Raw genomic sequence first — 17182 nt, 5'->3', positions numbered from 1 at the left:
TGACGTTGAGGACCTCGTTGCAGCCCTCCAGCTGCTGGAAGTCCTCCAGCGACGGATCGGCCGCCTGCAGCATCGTGCCCATCGCCCCGTCCGCCACCACCACCCGCGACGCCAACGCCTCACGCAGGGCGTCGGCACGGGGGGTCTTCGACGTGCTCGCGGAGGCGGGTCCGGCGGTCGGCGTCGGGTCGAGGTCGTGCGGGGTCGGCGAAGCTGCCATGGAAGGGCTCCCAGAGATGCGACGGCTGTCGGCTTTGCGTCTTCCATCGGGAAGCGCACCCGGCCAGGGTATCTGTCGGCACCGCGGGGGCCGCATGTGTTCCGAGGTGTGGACTCCGGGCACCGGACGGCTACCGCACCATCGACATGATCCGATAGCGTTCGGCATTGTCGAATGCCGTCTCCCGGCCCACCGGAGAGAGAAGCGAACAGAGGAGAGGTGCGCGATGGCCCGGACCATCCAGTCGCTGGAGCGGGCGGCGGCGGTGCTGCGGCTGCTCGCCGGGGGTGAGCGGCGCCTCGGGCTGTCCGACATCGCCTCCACCCTGGGCCTGGCCAAGGGCACCGCCCACGGCCTGCTGCGCACCCTCCAGCAGGAGGGCTTCGTCGAGCAGGACCCCGCCTCGGGCAGGTACCAGCTGGGCGCGGAGCTGCTGCGGCTGGGCAACAGCTACCTGGACGTCCACGAACTGCGGGCCCGCGCCCTGGTATGGACCGACGACCTGGCCCGCTCCAGCGGCGAGAGCGTCTACCTGGGCGTGCTCCACCAGCAGGGCGTGTTGATCGTGCACCACGTCTTCCGCCCCGACGACAGCCGGCAGGTGCTGGAGGTGGGGGCGATGCAGCCGCTGCACAGCACCGCGCTGGGCAAGGTGCTGGCCGCGTACGACCCGGTGGCCCACAGCGAGGCGATGGACTCCGAGCGCGAGGCGCTGACCGCCCGCACGATCACCGACCCGGAGGCCTTCGAGGGGGTCCTGGAGCTGACCCGGGCCCGCGGCTGGGCGGCCGACGTGGAGGAGACCTGGGAGGGGGTCGCCTCCATCGCCGCTCCCGTCCACGACCGCCGCCGGATGCCGGTGGGCGCCGTGGCCGTCACCGGCGCGGTGGAGCGGGTGTGCGCGGACGGGGAGATACAGCCCCGGCTGGTGGCGGCCGTACGGGACTGCGCGCGGGCCGTCTCGCGCGACCTGGGCGCGGGCCGCTTCTGACCCACCGGATGCCGTGCGGCTCCGCTTGCGTCGAACCGTCGACGGTAGAAGTCTGTTCATCTGCTTGGCACATTATTTGTTCGATGCCGGGCTCCGTCCGGTTCGGAGCGGCCTCCCCTGGGCAGGGTCCGAAGGCACCCGTACGCACCCCCGCTCGCCCGGTCGTCCACGTGCGGTTCCGCCCGCGTGATCCGCGTTCGCCGGCACGATCCGACGTCCGCACCCTTGACGAGATGTTCGGCTGGCATAAAACTGCCGTTCGGCGGTCGACAATGCCGAACAATGAACGGAACTCGGTCCGCCTCCCCCACTTCTTCCATCTGGCTCCCTCCGGACAAGAGCAAAGGAGTCGCGGGTGTCCAGCTCCGACATATTCCTGGGCGAGGTCATCGGCACCGCCGTCCTGATCCTGCTGGGCGGCGGCGTCTGCGCCGCCGTCACGCTCAGACGTTCCAAGGCGATGGGCGCCGGCTGGGTCGCCATCACCTTCGGCTGGGGGTTCGCCGTCCTCACCGCCGCCTACATCTCACTGGGCCTCTCCGGCGCCCACCTCAACCCGGCGGTCACCGTGGGCATCGCCGTGCAGAGCGGGGAGTGGGCCAAGGTGCCCGCCTACTTCGCCGGCCAACTGCTCGGCGCCATGATCGGCGCAGCCCTGGTGTGGGTCTCCTACTACGGCCACTTCCTGGAGCACCTGACCCACCGCGAGGTCGTCGGCGGCCCCGGCGCCCAGACGACGGCCGCCGCGGACCGCCGGCGGTCCGACGCCCCCGGCCCGGTGCTCGGGGTCTTCTCCACCGCTCCCGAGATCCGCAACCCCGTGCAGAACCTGGCCACCGAGACCATCGCCACCGTCGTACTGGTCCTGGCCATCCTCACCCAGGGCCTCACCGAAGGGCTGGCCCTGTCCGGCACCGGCGTCCTCGTCACCGCCCTGGTCGTCGTCGGGATCGGCCTCTCGCTGGGCGGCCCGACCGGGTACGCGATCAACCCCGCCCGCGACCTCGGGCCGCGCATCGTGCACGCCCTGCTCCCGCTGCCCAACAAGGGCGGCTCGGACTGGGGCTACGCCTGGGTGCCGGTGGCGGGCCCCCTGCTGGGCGGAGCCCTGGCGGGCGTCCTCTACCGGCTCGCGTTCGCCTGACCGCCCCGCCACTCCCCCGACCCCTTCCCCCCGACCCTCTTCCCCGCCGCCCACCCTTGGAGCACTCCGACATGAGCGACACCCGCCGCGAGTTCATCGCCGCCATCGACCAGGGCACCACCTCCAGCCGCTGCATCGTCTTCGACCGGGACGGCCGCATCGTCTCGGTCGGCCAGAAGGAGCACGAGCAGATCCTCCCCGAGCCCGGCTGGGTCGAGCACGACGCCGCCGAGATCTGGGCCAACGTCCAGGAGGTGGTCGCCGAGGCCCTGGACAGGGCGGGCATCACACGCGAGGACGTACGGGCCCTGGGCATCACCAACCAGCGCGAGACGACCCTGCTGTGGGACAGAGCCACCGGCGAGCCGGTGCACAACGCCATCGTCTGGCAGGACACCCGCACCGACGCGCTCTGCCGGGAGCTGGGGCGCAACGTCGGCCAGGACCGCTTCCGCCGCGAGACCGGCCTGCCGCTGGCCTCCTACTTCGCGGGCCCGAAGATCCGCTGGCTGCTGGACAACGTCGAGGGGCTGCGCGAGCGCGCCGAGGCCGGCGAGATCCTCTTCGGCACGATGGACTCCTGGGTGATCTGGAACCTCACCGGCGGCCCCGACGGCGGTGTGCACGTGACCGACGTCACCAACGCCTCCCGCACCCTGCTGATGAACCTGCGTACCCTGGACTGGGACCCGCGCATCTGCGAGTCCCTGGGCGTGCCCACGGCGGTGCTGCCCGAGATCCGCTCCTCCGCCGAGGTCTACGGCGAGGCCCGCGGGGCGCTGGCGGGCGTTCCGGTGGCCTCCGCGCTCGGCGACCAGCAGGCCGCGCTGTTCGGCCAGACCTGCTTCTCGCCGGGCGAGGCCAAGTCGACGTACGGGACCGGTACGTTCCTGCTGCTCAACACCGGTTCCGAGGCGGTGAACTCCTACAACGGCCTGCTGACCACCGTCGGATACCGCATCGGCGACCAGGACCCGGTCTACGCGCTCGAGGGATCGATCGCGGTCACCGGTTCGTTGGTCCAGTGGATGCGCGACCAGATGGGCCTGATCAACAGCGCCGCCGAGATCGAGACGCTGGCCAGCTCGGTCGAGGACAACGGCGGCGCCTACTTCGTCCCCGCCTTCTCCGGGCTGTTCGCCCCCTACTGGCGCTCCGACGCCCGGGGCGTCATAGCGGGCCTGACGCGCTACGTCACCAAGGCGCACATCGCCCGCGCGGTGCTGGAGGCGACGGCCTGGCAGACCCGCGAGATCGTCGACGCGATGGAGAAGGACTCCCGCGTCGAGCTGACCGCCCTGAAGGTGGACGGCGGCATGACCAGCAACAACCTGCTGATGCAGTGCATCTCCGACGTCCTGGACGCCCCTGTCGTCCGGCCGATGGTCGCCGAGACCACCTGCCTGGGCGCCGCCTACGCCGCCGGCCTGGCCGTCGGCTTCTGGCCGGACACCGACGCCCTGCGCGCCAACTGGAGGCGGGCCGCGGAGTGGACTCCGCGGATGGAGGCCGACGTACGCGAACGCGAGTACAGGAACTGGCTCAAGGCCGTGGAGCGGACCATGGGCTGGCTCGAAGAGGAGAACTGATCCATATGAACACCCTCAAAAGCGCCCCCACCCTCGGGGCGCGCCCGGCCGCCGGCCCGGACCCGGGCCGTGCCGAGACCCGGGAGGTGCTGGAAGGCGCCGTCTTCGACCTGCTGGTCGTCGGCGGCGGCATCCTGGGCACCTCGGTCGCCTGGCACGCGGCGCAGTCGGGTCTGCGGGTGGCGATGGTGGACGCCGGCGACTTCGCCGGCGCCACCTCCTCCGCCTCCTCCAAACTGGTCCACGGCGGGCTGCGCTACCTGCAGACCGGCGCGGTGAAACTGGTCGCCGAGAACCACCACGAGCGGCGGGTGCTGGCCAGGGACGTGGCTCCGCACCTGGTCAGTCCGCTCACCTTCCACCTGCCGGTCTACCGGGGCGGCCCGCACGGCGCCGCCAAGCTCGGCGCGGGCGTCTTCGCCTACTCCGCCCTGTCCGCCTTCGGCGACGGAGTGGGCCGGCTGATCTCCCCGGCGAAGGCCGCCGCCGACAACCCGGCCCTGCGCACCGAGGGCCTCAAGGCGGTCGCGGTCTACGGCGACCACCAGATGAACGACTCCCGGGTCGCGGTGATGACCGTCCGCGCCGCCGTGGACTCCGGCGCGGTCGTCCTCAACCACGCCGAGGTCACCGGCCTGCGCTTCACCCACGGCCGGGTCACCGGCGCGGAGCTGAGGGACCGGCTGGACGGCGCGGAGTTCAAGGTGGACGCCCGGCTGGTGCTCAACGCCACCGGACCGTGGGTGGACCGCCTGCGGCGGATGGAGTACGCGGGCGCCGAACCCAGCGTCCGGCTGTCCAAGGGCGCTCACCTGGTGCTGAGGCGGACGGCGCCGTGGCGGGCGGCGATGGCCACACCCGTCGACAGGTACCGCATCACCTTCGCCATCCCCTGGGAGGACCACCTGCTGCTGGGCACCACCGACGAGGCATACGAGGGCGATCCGGCCGAGGTGTCGGCCACCGACGCCGACGTCCGGCAGATCCTGGACGAGGCCTCCTGCTCGGTGCGCGACGAGCAGCTCTCGCCGGAGCTGGTGACGTACGCCTTCGCGGGCCTGCGGGTGCTGCCCGGCGGCCCGGGCGGTGTGGAGTCGGCCAGGCGGGAGACGGTCGTCACCGAGGGCCGCGGCGGGATGCTCTCGGTCGCGGGCGGCAAGTGGACCACCTACCGGCACATCGGCCGCACCGTCCTGCGGAAGCTGGCGACGCTGCCGGGCACCGCGCGGACCGGTTTCGCCGAGGACGCGGTGCCGGTCTCCGAGCTGGTGCGGCGGGTGCCGCTGCCTGGGGTGGCCAATCCGGACGCGGTCGCCCACCGGCTGCTGGTGGACCGCGGGCCGGGCTCCCGGCTCGACCCGCGGACCGCCCGGCACCTGGCGACCCACTACGGGGCGCTGGCGTTCGACATCGCCCGTCTGGTGCACGAGGATCCGGCGCTGGGCGAGCGCGTCCATCCGGACGCCCCGGAGATCTGGGCGCAGGTCGTCTACGCCCGGGACCGCGAGTGGGCCGCGACGGCGGACGACGTGCTGCGCCGACGCACCACGCTGACCGTTCGCGGCCTGGACACCGAGGAGGTCCGCGCCGAGGTGGCGAAGGTGCTGGACGGGCGCCGGTCCTGATCCCCGCGCGCCCCCGCGTTCCGGGCCCGTACGGCGTGCGGGGGCCGCACGCCGTACGGGCCCGGAACGCGGGCGGTGCCGGAACGCGGGCGGTGCCGGAACGCAGGGGCCGGAACGCGGGCGGTCTCCGGCAGACCCCGGGTGCTCCGCCCGCCCCTCAGCCCTGCGGCAGCGGCAGGTCCTCCCCCAGCAGCCCGCGCTCGACCAGCGCCCGCCACATCTCGCCCGGGACCGGGCGGGCGAACATCCGAGCGTTGTCCCGTACCTCCTCCTCGGTGGAGCAGCCGACGACCACCGAGGCCACCGCCGGGTGGCCGAACGGGAAGCGCAGCGCGGCCGCCCGCAGCGGCACGCCGAACTCCCCGCACACCTCCTGGATCCGCCGCGCCCGCTCCACCAGCGGCGGCGGCGCCTGGCGGTAGTCGAAGTGGGCGCCGGGGCGGGGGTCGGCGAGCAGCCCGGAGTTGTAGACCCCGCCGACGACGACGGAGGTGCCGCGGCGGGCGCACACCGGCAGCAGGTCGGAGGCGGCGCGGTGGTCCAGCAGCGTCCAGCGGCCCGCGCACAGCACCACGTCAACGTCGAGGTCGGCGACGAACCGGGCGAGGTGGTCGCTGTGGTTCATGCCGAAGCCGATCGCCCGCACCAGCCCTTCGCGGCGCAGTTCGGCCAGCGCCGGGAAGCCGGTCTCGTACACCTCGCGGACGTGGTTCTCCACGTCGTGCAGCAGCACGATCTCCACCCGGTCGGTGCCCAGCCGCTCCAGGGAGGCCTCCACCGTGGCCCGGATGCCGTCGCGGCTGAGGTCCCACTCCCGCACGCGCGGCGGGGTGTCGACGAAGCCCTCGCCGTCGGGCGGCGTCTCGTCCCCGCCCAGCGGGCGCAGCCGCCGGCCGGCCTTGGTGGAGATCACGTACGAGGCGCGGTCGCGCCCGGCCAGGGCGCGGCCCAGGCGCTCCTCGGACAGGCCGACGCCGTAGTGCGGGGCGGTGTCCAGGTAGCTCCAGCCCTCCTCCAGGGCCGCCTCCACGACCGCGCGGGCCTCCTCCTCGCCCACGGGGCGGCGGAAGTTGCCGATGGGGGCGCAGCCCAGGCCGAGGGGCGGCACCCGCACCCCGGTCCGGCCCAGTTCCCTCGCCGCGTCCGCTCCTCGCGGTCCGGCCGGTCGCGTCATGCCGTCCACCTCCTCCGCCACTCCTCCGCCACTGGTGACGCCTACCGTATACACCGGTTCAGCAGTGGTGGCCGGCCCCGGGGCGGCAGCGGCGGTATCCGGACGGATCACCACCGCACGGCCCGGTAAAGGAGTGCGATGGCTGCGGCGCGGGCACGGTCACGCCGTAGGCTGGGCCCGCACGGTAATGGAACGTCAGCCGGTACGGAGCGAGTGCTCCGGTCGGCCGGAAGGAGGCACTGGGTGATCGAGCTCGAGGGGGTTCCCGAGCTGGTCGACCCGGTCATGGTGGCCGCGTTCGAAGGCTGGAACGACGCCGGTGACGCCGCCTCCGCCGCGGTCGCGCATCTGGAGCGGGAGTGGAAGGGCGAGGTGTTCGCGGCGCTGGACGCCGAGGACTACTACGACTTCCAGGTCAACCGCCCCCAGGTGTGGCTGGAGGGCGGTGTTCGCAGGATCACCTGGCCGACGACCCGCCTGTCGGTGGTGCGGATCGGCGACGCCGACGGCCGGGGCCGCGCCCGCGATCTGGTGCTGGTGCGCGGCATCGAGCCGAGCATGCGCTGGAGGTCCTTCTGCAACGAGATCCTGGGTTTCGCCCATGAGCTGGGCGTGGAGATGGTCGTCGTGCTCGGCGCGCTGCTCGGGGACACCCCGCACACCCGCCCGGTCCCGGTCACGGGCGTCACCTCCGACCCGGACCTGGCCCGCACGATGGATCTGGAGGAGTCCCGGTACGAGGGCCCCACCGGCATCGTCGGCATCCTCCAGGAGGCGTGCGGCCACGCGGGCGTGCCGGCGGTGAGCCTGTGGGCCGCGGTGCCGCACTACGTCTCGCAGCCGCCCAACCCCAAGGCGACCCTCGCCCTGCTCAACCGCCTGGAGGACCTGCTGGACGTGCGGATCCCGCTGGGCGAGCTGCCGGAGGACGCCCGGGCCTGGCAGCTGGGCGTGGACCAGCTCGCCGCCGAGGACAACGAGGTGGCCGAGTACGTGCAGTCGCTGGAGGAGGCCCGGGACACCGCGGAGCTGCCGGAGGCGTCCGGCGAGGCGATCGCCAAGGAGTTCGAGCGCTATCTGCGGCGCCGGGACGGCCAGCCAGGCGGCCATGCCGGCGGCGGTACGGCCGCCGAGGGCGGTACGTACCTGCGTGACACCTCGGCCGGGGGGCGTACGCGCCCGGCGAGGTCGCCGGAGCCGCCGGAGGACGGCCCGGAGGGCGAGAACGGCGCGGAGGGCGAGGACGGCGGCGCGGAGGGACCGGAGAGGGACGGCTGAGCGCACGGCAGAGCATGGGGGCGCCCGCCGTTCGGCGGGCGCCCCCATCGTTTCCGTCACGTGCCGGCTCCGGAGCCTCCCGGGGGAGACGGCAATGCCCGGAAGCCCCCGGAACCGCCCGGAACCGGTCAGGCGCCCGGATGTCCCCGGACGCTCAGAGCGCGACGCCCAGCAGCGCGTCCACGGCCCGCGACACCAGGCCGGGCGCACCGGTGTCCGTACCGCCGTCCGCGTTCTGGCGCTCGGTCCAGCGGTCGACCGCGGCCAGCGCGGCGGGAGCGTCGAGGTCGTCGGCGAGGGCGGCGCGGATCTCCTCCACCAGCGCGTCGGCCGGCGGGCCGTCGGGGCGGGAGACCGCGGCCCGCCAGCGCCCGAGCCGGGCCAGGGCCTCGTCGAGCACGGCGTCCGTCCACTCCCAGTCGGCGCGGTAGTGGTGGGCCAGCAGGGCCAGGCGGATGGCGGCCGGGTCGGTGCCGTCGCGGCGCAGCGCGCTGACGAAGACCAGGTTCCCCTTGGACTTGGACATCTTCTCGCCGTGGAGGGCGACCATCCCGGCGTGGACGTAGGTGCGGGCGAAGGGGTGCTCCCCGGTGAGCGCCTGGGCGTGCGAGGCCCCCATCTCGTGGTGGGGGAAGGCCAGGTCGGAGCCGCCGCCCTGGACGTCGAAGCCCATGCCCAGGTACTCCAGGGCGATGGCGACGCACTCGATGTGCCAGCCGGGGCGGCCGCGGCCGAGCGAACCGCCGTCCCAGGAGGGCTCGCCCTCGCGGGCGGCCGTCCACAGCAGCGGGTCGAGCGGGTTCTTCTTGCCGGGGCGGTCCGGGTCGCCGCCGCGCTCGGCCGACAGGTGCCGCATCGTCTCGGCGTCCAGACCGGAGACCTCGCCGAAGCGGGGGTCGGCGGCGACGGAGAAGTAGACGTCGCCCTCGAGGTCGTAGGCGGCGCCGGTCTCCCGCAGCCGCTCGATGACGGGGACGATCCGGGGTATGGACTCCACGGCCCCGACGTAGTGCCTGGGCGGGAGCATCCGCAGGGCGGTCATGTCCTCGCGGAAGAGGGCCGTCTCGCGCTCGGCCAGGGCCGTCCAGTCCTCACCGGTGGCGGCGGCCCGCTCCAGCAACGGGTCGTCGATGTCGGTGACGTTCTGTACGTAGTGGACCTGCCGCTTGGTGTCGAGCCACACGCGCTGCACGAGGTCGAACGCGTTGTAGGTCGCCGCGTGCCCGATGTGGGTCGCGTCGTACGGCGTGATGCCGCAGACGTAGAGGCGGGCGACGGGGCCGGGGGCGAGGGTCACCCGTCCGCCGGTCGCGGTGTCGTGGAGGCTGAGGTCTCGGCCCTGACCTGGCAGGGCGGGCACCTCGGAAGCGGGCCAGGCATGCATGGTCATGAGCGTAACCGGCACGTGGTGCCGTCCACGAGCGGGATGCGCGCAATGGCCTGAACCGGGATGCCGCGGCCGATGCGGCCCGCTTGACGAATCGCCGGGAGCGGTCACGGCGGAACGGGCGGCGGGCCGGACGGCGGCTCAGACGGGCGGCCAGGGGATCGCGGGCCAGTCGCCGCCGGGCAGCGGGTGGCGGCCGGTGCCGATCAGGGCGTCGGTCCGCTTGCGCAGGGCCTCCAGCTCGGCAGGGGTGATCAGCCCGGCAAGGCGGGTGGCGAGCGGTCCGCCGTCGGCCAGCGCGGCGGACAGGCCGCGCAGCGGTTCCAGCGTCTCCTCGGGCAGTGGCTCGCCCGCCCAGCCCCACAGCAGGGTGCGCAGCTTGTCGTCGGTGTGGAAGGTCACACCGTGGTCGATGCCGTACAGCTCCCCGTCCGGGGTGGTCAGCAGGTGCCCGCCCTTGCGGTCGGCGTTGTTGATCACCGCGTCGAGGACGGCCAGGCGGCGCAGCCTGGCATCGTCGGCGTGCACCAGCAGCGCGGTGCGGTCCCCGCCCACACCGACCGGGACGACGGGCTTCCAGCCCGGGCCCGGCTCCCCCTCCTCCACCAGCGCGAGCAGTTCCGCGGCGGCGGGCCCGCCCTCCTCTCCCGGTTCCTCCCGCTCCCCCGGCCGCTCCGGCTCCCGCGTCCCGTCCGGCCGGGGTCCGATCCACAGCTGGCACATGCCCTCGCCGTACGGGCCGTCGCGCAGCACGGTCGGCGGGACCAGGTGCCAGCCCAGGGCCTCGGAGACCTCGTAGGCGGCCACCTCGCGCCGGGCGAGGCTGCCGTCGGGGAAGTCCCACAGCGGGCGCTCCCCGCGCACCGGCTTGTACACGCAGGGCACCTCCCGCCCGCCGTCACCGCCCTCACCGACCGCCTCCGCGACCGTGCAGTACAGCACCGCGTTGGAGGCGTCGCGGAGGCGCCCGCGCACCGTCAGCTCACCGCGGGCCAGCAGTTCGGCCGGCGGCACGCCGCCGGGGTCCGCCTCCGGCCTCACAGCCCGCGGCGGTATCCGTTCTGGCGCGGACATACGTGTCCCTCCGGGTCGAGCGGCAGACTGCACAGCGGGCACGGCGGCCGGCCGGCCTTGACGACGTCCATGGCGCGTTTGGCGAAGGCCCGGGCCATGGTGCCGCTGATCCTCACGCGCAGCACCGGCGGGCCGTTCTCGTCGTCCCGCAGCAGCCTCTCCTCGGCCTCGGCCAGGTCCTCGTCGGAGTCGGCCTCGATCTCGACCAGGGCCTGCGCCTCCACGACCACGCACTCGTCCTCGCCGTCCCAGGCCAGCGCCATGGTGCCGACCCGGAACTCCTCCTCCACCGGGGTCGCCAGAGGTGCTTTGTCGGCCGTCTCGGCGGGCGCGACGGCCGGGACCGGGGCGCTGCCGCCGGTGCGCCGCACGACCTCGTCGAGGAGTTCGTCTATGCGCTCGGCGAGCGCCTCGACCTGTGCCTTCTCCAGGGCGACGCTGGTGGTGCGGCCGGCCGCGGACGCCTGGAGGAAGAACGTCCGGCGGCCAGGCAGCCCGACCGTGCCGGCCACGAAGCGTTCCGGATGGTCGTAGAGGAACACCTGACGGGACACGTCCTGCTCCATCGGTTCGACTGCTGGGACACTGGCACCCTACTGCGCACGGCGATCACCGTGCCGACCACCGCACCCGGCACCGTGTCCGGGGCCGCACCCGCACCCGCACCCGCGACCGTGCCGGCCGGACGCCCGTGCGGTGCGGCCGGCTTCCGGGCGGCGCCGTCAGGCCCCGCCCCCGACGACCGCGCCGCCGTCGCCGCCGGCCCGCGGCGCGCCGTGCGCGGAGTCCGCTGCGTCCGCCTCGCGCGGGGCGAGCGAGGCGAGGTCGCCGGTGTCGCCCAGCCGCAGCAGGAAGGGGCGCAGCGGGGTGTAGCGGACGGCGGTGACGGAGCAGGGCTCGACGTGGAGGCGCTGGAAGAGGTCCAGGTGCATGCCGAGGGCGTCGGCGACCAGCGACTTGATGATGTCGCCGTGCGAGCACATCAGATAGGTGGCGTCAGGCCCGTGCTCCCGCTCGATCCGCTCGTTCCACTCCCGTACGGCCTCCACGGCCCGGGCCTGCATACCGCGCATCGTCTCGCCGCCGGGGAAGGCCGCGGCGGAGGGGTGCTGCTGGACGGTGGCCATCAGCGGCTCCTCGTTCAGCTCGGCGAGCTTGCGGCCGGTCCAGTCGCCGTAGTCGCACTCGCCGATGCGCTCCTCGGTGTGCAGCGGCAGCTCCGGCCTGGCACCGGCCAGCGGCGCGAGGGTCTGGCGGCAGCGCTCCAGCGGGCTGTGGACGGCGGCGGCCAGCGGGAGCGCGGCCAGGCGTCCGGGGAGGGCGGCGGCCTGGGCGGCGCCGAGCTCGTCCAGGTCGACGCCGGGAGTGCGTCCGGCGAGCAGTCCGGAGGTGTTGGCGGTGGACCGGCCGTGCCGGACGAGAAGCAGCGTGGGCATGGCAGCCAGCGTAGGCGAGGACGGCGGGGCCGAGGAGGGGCGGTGGGCGGGAGGCCGTCACCGGGGGCGGCGGTCGTACGTGCCACCGGGCCGACGGTGGAGAATCGTCGGTGTGATTGTGGATTGTGCGATCTACCGGGACGGGCGCCGGGCCGAGGATCCCTCCGGCTTCGCCGAGGCGCTCCGGGCGGCCCGTACGGACCGCGACGCCTTCCTGTGGATCGGGCTGCACGAGCCCACCGAGGAGGAGTTCGAACAGGTCTCCCGGGAGTTCGGGCTGCACCCGCTGGCGGTGGAGGACGCCCTGTCGGCCCACCAGCGTCCCAAGCTGGAGGTCTACGAGGACTCGCTGTTCCTGGTGCTCAAGCCGGTGGACTACGACGAGGCGGCCGACACCGTCGGCACCGGGGAGCTGATGCTGTTCCTCGGCGACTCCTTCGTGGTGTCGGTGCGGCACGGCACGACCAATCCGCTGGGCTCGGTGCGCGAGCGGCTGGAGCGGAACCCGCAGGTGCTGCAGCACGGCCCGACGGCCGTGATGTACGCGGTCAGCGACTCGGTGGTCGACCACTACATGGAGGTGGCCGCCGAACTGCACATCGACCTCGAGGAGCTGGAGGCGGAGGTCTTCACCCCCGGCGGCACCGCGTACGGCGCCGTGGCGAGCCGCATCTACGGCTTCAAGCGCCAGGTACTGGAGTTCCGCCGGGCCACCGGACCGCTGGCGGAGCCGATGGAGCGGCTGGCGGGCACCGGCGTGCCGTTCGTGCACGACGACTCGCGCCCGTTCTTCCGCGACGTCAGCGACCATCTGACACGGGCGAACGAGCAGGTGGAGGCGTTGGACCGGCTGCTGTCGGACATCCTGTCGGCCTATCTGGCACAGGTGGGCGTCCGGCAGAACGACGACATGCGCAAGATCTCGGCGTGGGCGGCCATGGCGGCGGTCCCCACCATGATCGCCGGGGTGTACGGCATGAACTTCGACCGCATGCCCGAGCTGGACCACCCGCTGGGCTACCCGGGGGTGGTGGTGCTGATGGTCGCCGCGAGCGCCGGTCTGTACCGCCTCTTCAAGCGCCGGGGCTGGTTGTAGCCGCCTCCCCGGAGGGAGTCCGCAACCCCGCGCCGGGCCCTTCGCAGGGCTCCGCTCCGTGCTCCGCCCCGGGTTCGGCGTCGGACTGCGCCCCGCTCCCGGAACCGGAACCGGCCCGCACCGCGTCGCGCGCGGGCTCGGACCCGTGCTCCGGTCCCGGCTCCGGGAGCGGGGGGAGCGGGTCCAGGCGTACGGCGCGGCGCCGGCCGGCCAGCCGCTCGCAGGCGTAGCGGACCTGGACGCCGCCCTCCAGCACCACCGACCTGGCCATGCTCCAGCCCAGGAGGTGACCGGTGCGGGCCAGTACGGCCAGGGCCGCGTCGCGGTGGGCGCGGGCCTCCGCGAGCGCGTTCTCCTCGAGCACCAGCTCGACGGCGGCGACGTGGCCGGCGCGGGCGAAGCCCAGCATCCCCTCGCGGCACCAGGCCAGGTGCTCCCGTTCGGCGCGGAGGATCTCCCGGACCGCCTCTCCTGCCCCGGGACGGCCGGAGAGGCGCCCGGCCAGGCGGGCGAGCCAGGCGGCCGCACGGGCCGAGGCGGCGTGCCCGTGGGCGAGGTGGGCGAGGACGTCCCGCTCGCTCAGGGGCTGCCCGCACCGCATCCGGGCGTGCGCCGGACAGCTCCCCCGCAGCTCCAGGAGGGCGGCGTGGTCCGCCTCGGGGGGCACCTCGGCCGGTTCCAGGCCGCAGGCGGCGAGCAGTCCGGCCAGCAGCCGGGCGTGCCGCTCCTGAATCTCGCCGTACCGGGCCATCGCGGGGGCGAGTTCGCGCCGGCCCTGGGGGACGAGGGCGGCGATCCTGCGGCTCTCCCGGCCGTTGCGCGCCTGGGCCGCGGCGGCCAGGGAGCACAGCAGCCGGAAGGACGCGTCGTCGTCGAGGACCTCCCGCAACAGGTCCCTTCTGCGCAGCATGGCCCGACACCTTCCGTGGACGTATCCGCAGAAGCCGAGTCAACCGGTGCGGGCGGGCGGCGGCAACAGCTCACCCCCGCCCCTGCGCCGAACGGACGTGTCAGCCGTGCCGGGCGTAACCCCGGCGGCTCCGCGCCGTTGTGCCGGGAGACGGCCGTGGCGGGGAGGACCCCCCGAGCCCCCACCACGGCCGTGGGCACGTCCCGGCGCGGGGCGCGGCCGGGACCGAGCCGCCCGGCCGCGCCCCGCGGGCGTCCGCGGCGGGGACGGGCAGACGGGCAGACGGGCAGACGGGGAACGGTCCCTCAGGAGGCGGCCCCGGACCGCTCCAGAGCCTCCACACCGGCCCGCAGCGCGGCGATCCGCTCCTCCAGGGTGAAGCCGGCCGGAGCCAGCGACAGGGTGGTCACCCCCGCCTCGGCGTAGGCCCGCATCCGGTCGGCGATCCGCTCGACCGGGCCGAGCAGCGCGGTGGAGTCGATGAGCTGCCGGGGCACGGCGGCCGCGGCGCCCTCCTTGTCTCCGGACAGGTACCTGTCCTGGATCTCGGCGGCCTCCTTCTCGTACCCCATGCGCCGGGCGAGCCGGTTGTAGAAGTTCTGCCTGCGGCTGCCCATGCCGCCGACGTACAGCGCGGTGTACGGGCGGAAGGTGTCGGCCAGGGCGTCGATGTCGTCGCCGAGGGCCAGCGGCACGGTGGGCACCACGTCGAAGCCCTCCATGGTCAGGCCCGCCTTCTCGCGTCCGGCCCGCAGCGCGCCGAGCGTGGTCTCCTCGGCGTGCTCGGGTGCGAAGAAGATCAGCAGCGCGCCGTCGGCGATCTCGCCGGTCTGCTCCAGGTTCTTCGGGCCGATGGCTGCGATGTACAGCGGGATCCGCTCGCGGACGGGGTGGACGGTCAGCTTCAGCGGCTTGCCGGGGCCGTCGGGCAGCGGCAGCGTCCAGTGCTCGCCGGAGTGGGTCAGCCGCTCGCGGGACATCGCCTTGCGGACGATCTCCACGTACTCGCGGGTGCGGGCGAGCGGCTTGTCGAACCGCACCCCGTACCAGCCCTCGGACACCTGCGGCCCGGAGACGCCCAGGCCCAGGCGGAAGCGGCCGCCGGAGAGGGCGTCGAGGGTGGCGGCGGTCATGGCCGTCATGGCGGGGGTGCGGGCGGGGATCTGGAGGATGGCCGAGCCGATGTCGATCCGCTCGGTCTGGGCCGCGACCCAGGCCAGGACGGTGGGGGCGTCCGATCCGTAGGCCTCCGCGGCCCAGCACACGGAGTAGCCCAGCCGGTCGGCCTCCTGGGCGACCGCGAGATTGTCGGCGTCCATCCCGGCGCCCCAGTAGCCGAGGTTGATCCCGAGCCTCATCCGCGTCCCCTTACCGATCGGTAACGTGCCCGTCGCCGGGACTCTAGCGCGCGGCCGCAAGTACTCTCAACGCCCATGGAGCACAGGCACGTGGGCCGCACCGGCCTCCGCGTATCCCGGATCGGGCTCGGTACTCTCACCTGGGCGCGGGACACCGGGGAGCGTGAGGCGGCCGACCTGCTGAAGGCCTTCTGGGAGGCCGGCGGGACGCTGGTGGACACCGCCGACGTGTACGCCGACGGCGGCGCCGAGTACCTCCTCGGCCGGCTGGTGCAGGACCTGGTGCCCCGCCGGGACCTGGTGATCGCCACCAAGGCGGGCGGCGTGCCCGACCCCGAACGCCGCTTCGACTGCTCGCGCGGCCATCTGCTGGCCGCGCTGGACGCCTCCCTGGAGCGGCTGGGCACCGACTACGTCGATCTGTGGCAGGTCCACGCCTACGACCCCTTCACCCCTCTGGAGGAGACCCTCCAGGCCCTCGACACCGCGGTGGGCAGCGGCCGCGCCCGCTACGCGGGGGTGGCGGGCTTCTGCGGCTGGCAGCTGGCCAAGGCCGCCTCCTGGCAGCTCGCCGCCCCGGGGGCGCGCACCCGGCTGGCCGGCATCCAGATGGAGTACTCCCTGCTCCAGCGCGGGGTGGAGCGGGAGGTGCTGCCGGCCGCGCTGGACCTGGAGGTGGGGCTGCTGGCATCCTCGCCGCTGGGCCGGGGCGTGCTCACGGGCAAGTACCGCCGCTCCACCCCGCCCGGCTCACGCGGCGCCTCCGAGCGCCTGGCGCCCTTCGTGGAGCCCTACCTGGACGACGCGGCGGCGCGGATCGTCGACGCGGTCGCCACGGCCGCCGACGGGCTGGCCGTCACTCCGCTCCAGGTGGCGCTGGCATGGGTGCGCGACCGGCCCGGAGTGGCCGCGCCGATCATCGGCCCGCGTACGTCGCAGCAGCTCGGCGAGGCTCTGTCGGTGGAGAGCCTTACGCTTCCCGACGAGATCTGCCGGGCGCTGGACGATGTGTCGGCCCCGGTGCACCGCTATCCCGATCACGACTGGAGCACGCTGTGACCGCGTCCGGCGCCGACAACGCCGATCAGGCCCCTCAGACCGCAGCCCCGGGTGCCCGGGACAAGGCCGCGGAGCTCATGGCCGCCGTACGCGCCGTGGAGAGCGGCGAGCGCTCGGCCGCCGAGTTCTTCGCCGAGCCGAAGCCCGCGCCCCGGCCCCGGCGTGCCGCCCCGGCCGCCCGGCCCGGCGTTTTCCCCGGTGGGCCCGGCGGCGGTCCCGGCGGCCCGGTGGCCGTGCCCGAGGGCGTCACCGCGCTGCTGGCCGAGGGCGGCGCACCCGCCGCACTGGGCGAGGCCGTGGTGGAGACCTTCGGCGAGGGCGCCGAGGAGGTGCTGCGCGCCGATCCGTGGGAGCTGCTGGCCGTTCCGGGCGTGCTGCCGGAGCAGGCGGACGGCTTCGCACGGGCGCTGCTGGGGCCGGAGAGCGGTCCGGGCGACGAGCGGCGCGGCCGGGCCCTGGCGGTGTGGCTGCTGGAGCGGGCGGCGCTGTCCGGGCACACGGTGCTGGGTTCGAAGGCCCTGGCCGAGGGGCTGGCCCGGTACGGCGTGCCGGATCCGGACACGGCGGTGGGCGAGGCGGTCGACGCGGGTGCGGTGCTGGCCTTCGAGGACGCCGGCGAGGAGGGGGCCGGAGCCGGGGATGCCCCGGCCGGCGGCTCCGGGGCCGACGGCTCCGCGGCCGGTGACGAGGAGGAGGCCGGGCGGCCCGTACGGCTGCTCGTCGGCCTGGAGCGCCACGCGCTGGCCGAGGAGAGCCTGGCCGAGGGCCTGGCCCGGCTGAGCGGCACCTTCGCCCCGCCCGGTGAGGAGGAGGCGGCCCGCTGGGAGGAGGCCGCGGCCCG

General features: G+C 74.4%; 16 protein-coding genes. 8 read left to right on the top strand and 8 right to left on the bottom strand.

Translation table 11 applies throughout. From position 1 onward, the window contains the following. On the bottom strand, nt 1-220 hold a 220-nt coding region (locus ACLIYP_RS23735), incomplete at its 3' end, for a hypothetical protein (RefSeq protein ID WP_412697921.1). Nucleotides 221-446: 226 nt separating this feature from the next. On the opposite strand from ACLIYP_RS23735, the gene ACLIYP_RS23730 reads away from it, so the two are divergent. The 4 genes from ACLIYP_RS23730 to ACLIYP_RS23715 all read left to right on the top strand — a co-directional run bounded on the left by ACLIYP_RS23730 (nt 447) and on the right by ACLIYP_RS23715 (nt 5569). Further along, the gene (locus ACLIYP_RS23730; protein ID WP_412715153.1) at nt 447-1211 is read left to right on the top strand and encodes an IclR family transcriptional regulator; all 765 of its coding nucleotides are present in this window, start codon (nt 447-449) and stop codon (nt 1209-1211) included. Between the two features lie 355 nt (nt 1212-1566). Further along, complete coding sequence (locus ACLIYP_RS23725) at nt 1567-2355, top strand: MIP/aquaporin family protein (protein WP_412715152.1); 789 nt, start codon at nt 1567-1569, stop codon at nt 2353-2355. 71 nt (nt 2356-2426) lie between these two features. Further along, complete coding sequence (gene glpK / locus ACLIYP_RS23720) at nt 2427-3944, top strand: glycerol kinase GlpK (protein WP_412715151.1); 1518 nt, start codon at nt 2427-2429, stop codon at nt 3942-3944. Between the two features lie 5 nt (nt 3945-3949). Beyond that, nucleotides 3950-5569 (top strand): glycerol-3-phosphate dehydrogenase/oxidase, encoded by a 1620-nt coding sequence (locus tag ACLIYP_RS23715; protein ID WP_412715150.1) that lies wholly within the window; start codon nt 3950-3952, stop codon nt 5567-5569. A 157-nt stretch (nt 5570-5726) separates the two neighbouring features. Here the strand turns inward: ACLIYP_RS23715 and ACLIYP_RS23710 are convergent, their stop codons facing one another. After that, nucleotides 5727-6743, bottom strand: coding sequence for an aldo/keto reductase (locus ACLIYP_RS23710; RefSeq protein WP_412715149.1), 1017 nt, complete (start codon nt 6741-6743; stop codon nt 5727-5729). Between the two features lie 243 nt (nt 6744-6986). On the opposite strand from ACLIYP_RS23710, the gene ACLIYP_RS23705 reads away from it, so the two are divergent. After that, nucleotides 6987-8021 (top strand): PAC2 family protein, encoded by a 1035-nt coding sequence (locus ACLIYP_RS23705; RefSeq protein WP_412715148.1) that lies wholly within the window; start codon nt 6987-6989, stop codon nt 8019-8021. Between the two features lie 154 nt (nt 8022-8175). Here ACLIYP_RS23705 and mshC read toward each other — a convergent pair whose 3' ends face one another. The 4 genes from mshC to ACLIYP_RS23685 all read right to left on the bottom strand — a co-directional run bounded on the left by mshC (nt 8176) and on the right by ACLIYP_RS23685 (nt 11918). Continuing rightward, a complete protein-coding gene (gene mshC, locus ACLIYP_RS23700; RefSeq protein WP_412715147.1) occupies nt 8176-9405 on the bottom strand; it encodes a cysteine--1-D-myo-inosityl 2-amino-2-deoxy-alpha-D-glucopyranoside ligase in 1230 nt (409 codons plus the stop codon). Between the two features lie 144 nt (nt 9406-9549). After that, complete coding sequence (locus ACLIYP_RS23695; RefSeq protein WP_412715146.1) at nt 9550-10482, bottom strand: SCO1664 family protein; 933 nt, start codon at nt 10480-10482, stop codon at nt 9550-9552. Further along, on the bottom strand, nt 10446-11036 hold the full coding sequence (locus ACLIYP_RS23690; protein WP_412715145.1) for a DUF3090 domain-containing protein: 591 nt from the start codon (nt 11034-11036) through the stop codon (nt 10446-10448). The genes ACLIYP_RS23695 and ACLIYP_RS23690 overlap by 37 nt, the downstream gene beginning before the upstream one ends. A 168-nt stretch (nt 11037-11204) precedes the next feature. Further along, entirely contained in the window at nt 11205-11918 is a 714-nt protein-coding gene (locus ACLIYP_RS23685) for a histidine phosphatase family protein (RefSeq protein ID WP_412715144.1), read from the bottom strand. A 103-nt stretch (nt 11919-12021) separates the two neighbouring features. Between ACLIYP_RS23685 and corA the strand changes: the two genes are divergently transcribed. Next, the gene (corA, locus tag ACLIYP_RS23680; RefSeq protein ID WP_412715154.1) at nt 12022-13014 is read left to right on the top strand and encodes a magnesium/cobalt transporter CorA; all 993 of its coding nucleotides are present in this window, start codon (nt 12022-12024) and stop codon (nt 13012-13014) included. Here corA and ACLIYP_RS23675 read toward each other — a convergent pair. Together ACLIYP_RS23675 and ACLIYP_RS23670 are read right to left on the bottom strand one after the other, a co-directional pair. Continuing rightward, entirely contained in the window at nt 12992-13924 is a 933-nt protein-coding gene (locus tag ACLIYP_RS23675) for a ferritin-like domain-containing protein (RefSeq protein WP_412715143.1), read from the bottom strand. The genes corA and ACLIYP_RS23675 overlap by 23 nt on opposite strands. Nucleotides 13925-14229: 305 nt before the next feature. Then, a complete protein-coding gene (locus tag ACLIYP_RS23670; RefSeq protein ID WP_412715142.1) occupies nt 14230-15282 on the bottom strand; it encodes an LLM class F420-dependent oxidoreductase in 1053 nt (350 codons plus the stop codon). A 75-nt stretch (nt 15283-15357) separates the two neighbouring features. Here ACLIYP_RS23670 and ACLIYP_RS23665 point away from each other — a divergent pair, with 75 nt between their 5' ends. Both ACLIYP_RS23665 and ACLIYP_RS23660 read left to right on the top strand, forming a co-directional pair. Next, the gene (locus ACLIYP_RS23665; RefSeq protein WP_412715141.1) at nt 15358-16341 is read left to right on the top strand and encodes an aldo/keto reductase; all 984 of its coding nucleotides are present in this window, start codon (nt 15358-15360) and stop codon (nt 16339-16341) included. Beyond that, a partial coding sequence (locus ACLIYP_RS23660; protein WP_412715140.1) for a helix-hairpin-helix domain-containing protein occupies nt 16338-17182 on the top strand: 845 nt, incomplete at its 3' end. The genes ACLIYP_RS23665 and ACLIYP_RS23660, both read left to right, overlap by 4 nt.

The organism is Streptomyces nanhaiensis, from assembly GCF_046614825.1.
In the GTDB taxonomy this organism is placed as follows: Bacteria; Actinomycetota; Actinomycetes; order Streptomycetales; family Streptomycetaceae; genus Streptomyces; species Streptomyces radiopugnans.
Note: the sequence above shows the minus strand (reverse complement) of the source record. Positions and strands in the feature narration are given on the sequence as shown.

Bases quoted from the DNA above. Each gene is read 5' to 3' on its own strand.
- ACLIYP_RS23730 (WP_412715153.1), top strand. From the start codon at position 447: ATGGCCCGGACCATCCAGTCGCTGGAGCGGGCGGCGGCGGTGCTGCGG.
- glpK (WP_412715151.1), top strand. From the start codon at position 2,427: ATGAGCGACACCCGCCGCGAGTTCATCGCCGCCATCGACCAGGGCACC.
- ACLIYP_RS23715 (WP_412715150.1), top strand. From the start codon at position 3,950: ATGAACACCCTCAAAAGCGCCCCCACCCTCGGGGCGCGCCCGGCCGCC.
- ACLIYP_RS23710 (WP_412715149.1), bottom strand. From the start codon at position 6,743: ATGACGCGACCGGCCGGACCGCGAGGAGCGGACGCGGCGAGGGAACTG.
- mshC (WP_412715147.1), bottom strand. From the start codon at position 9,405: ATGCATGCCTGGCCCGCTTCCGAGGTGCCCGCCCTGCCAGGTCAGGGC.
- ACLIYP_RS23695 (WP_412715146.1), bottom strand. From the start codon at position 10,482: ATGTCCGCGCCAGAACGGATACCGCCGCGGGCTGTGAGGCCGGAGGCG.
- ACLIYP_RS23685 (WP_412715144.1), bottom strand. From the start codon at position 11,918: ATGCCCACGCTGCTTCTCGTCCGGCACGGCCGGTCCACCGCCAACACC.
- ACLIYP_RS23675 (WP_412715143.1), bottom strand. From the start codon at position 13,924: ATGCTGCGCAGAAGGGACCTGTTGCGGGAGGTCCTCGACGACGACGCG.
- ACLIYP_RS23670 (WP_412715142.1), bottom strand. From the start codon at position 15,282: ATGAGGCTCGGGATCAACCTCGGCTACTGGGGCGCCGGGATGGACGCC.
- ACLIYP_RS23665 (WP_412715141.1), top strand. From the start codon at position 15,358: ATGGAGCACAGGCACGTGGGCCGCACCGGCCTCCGCGTATCCCGGATC.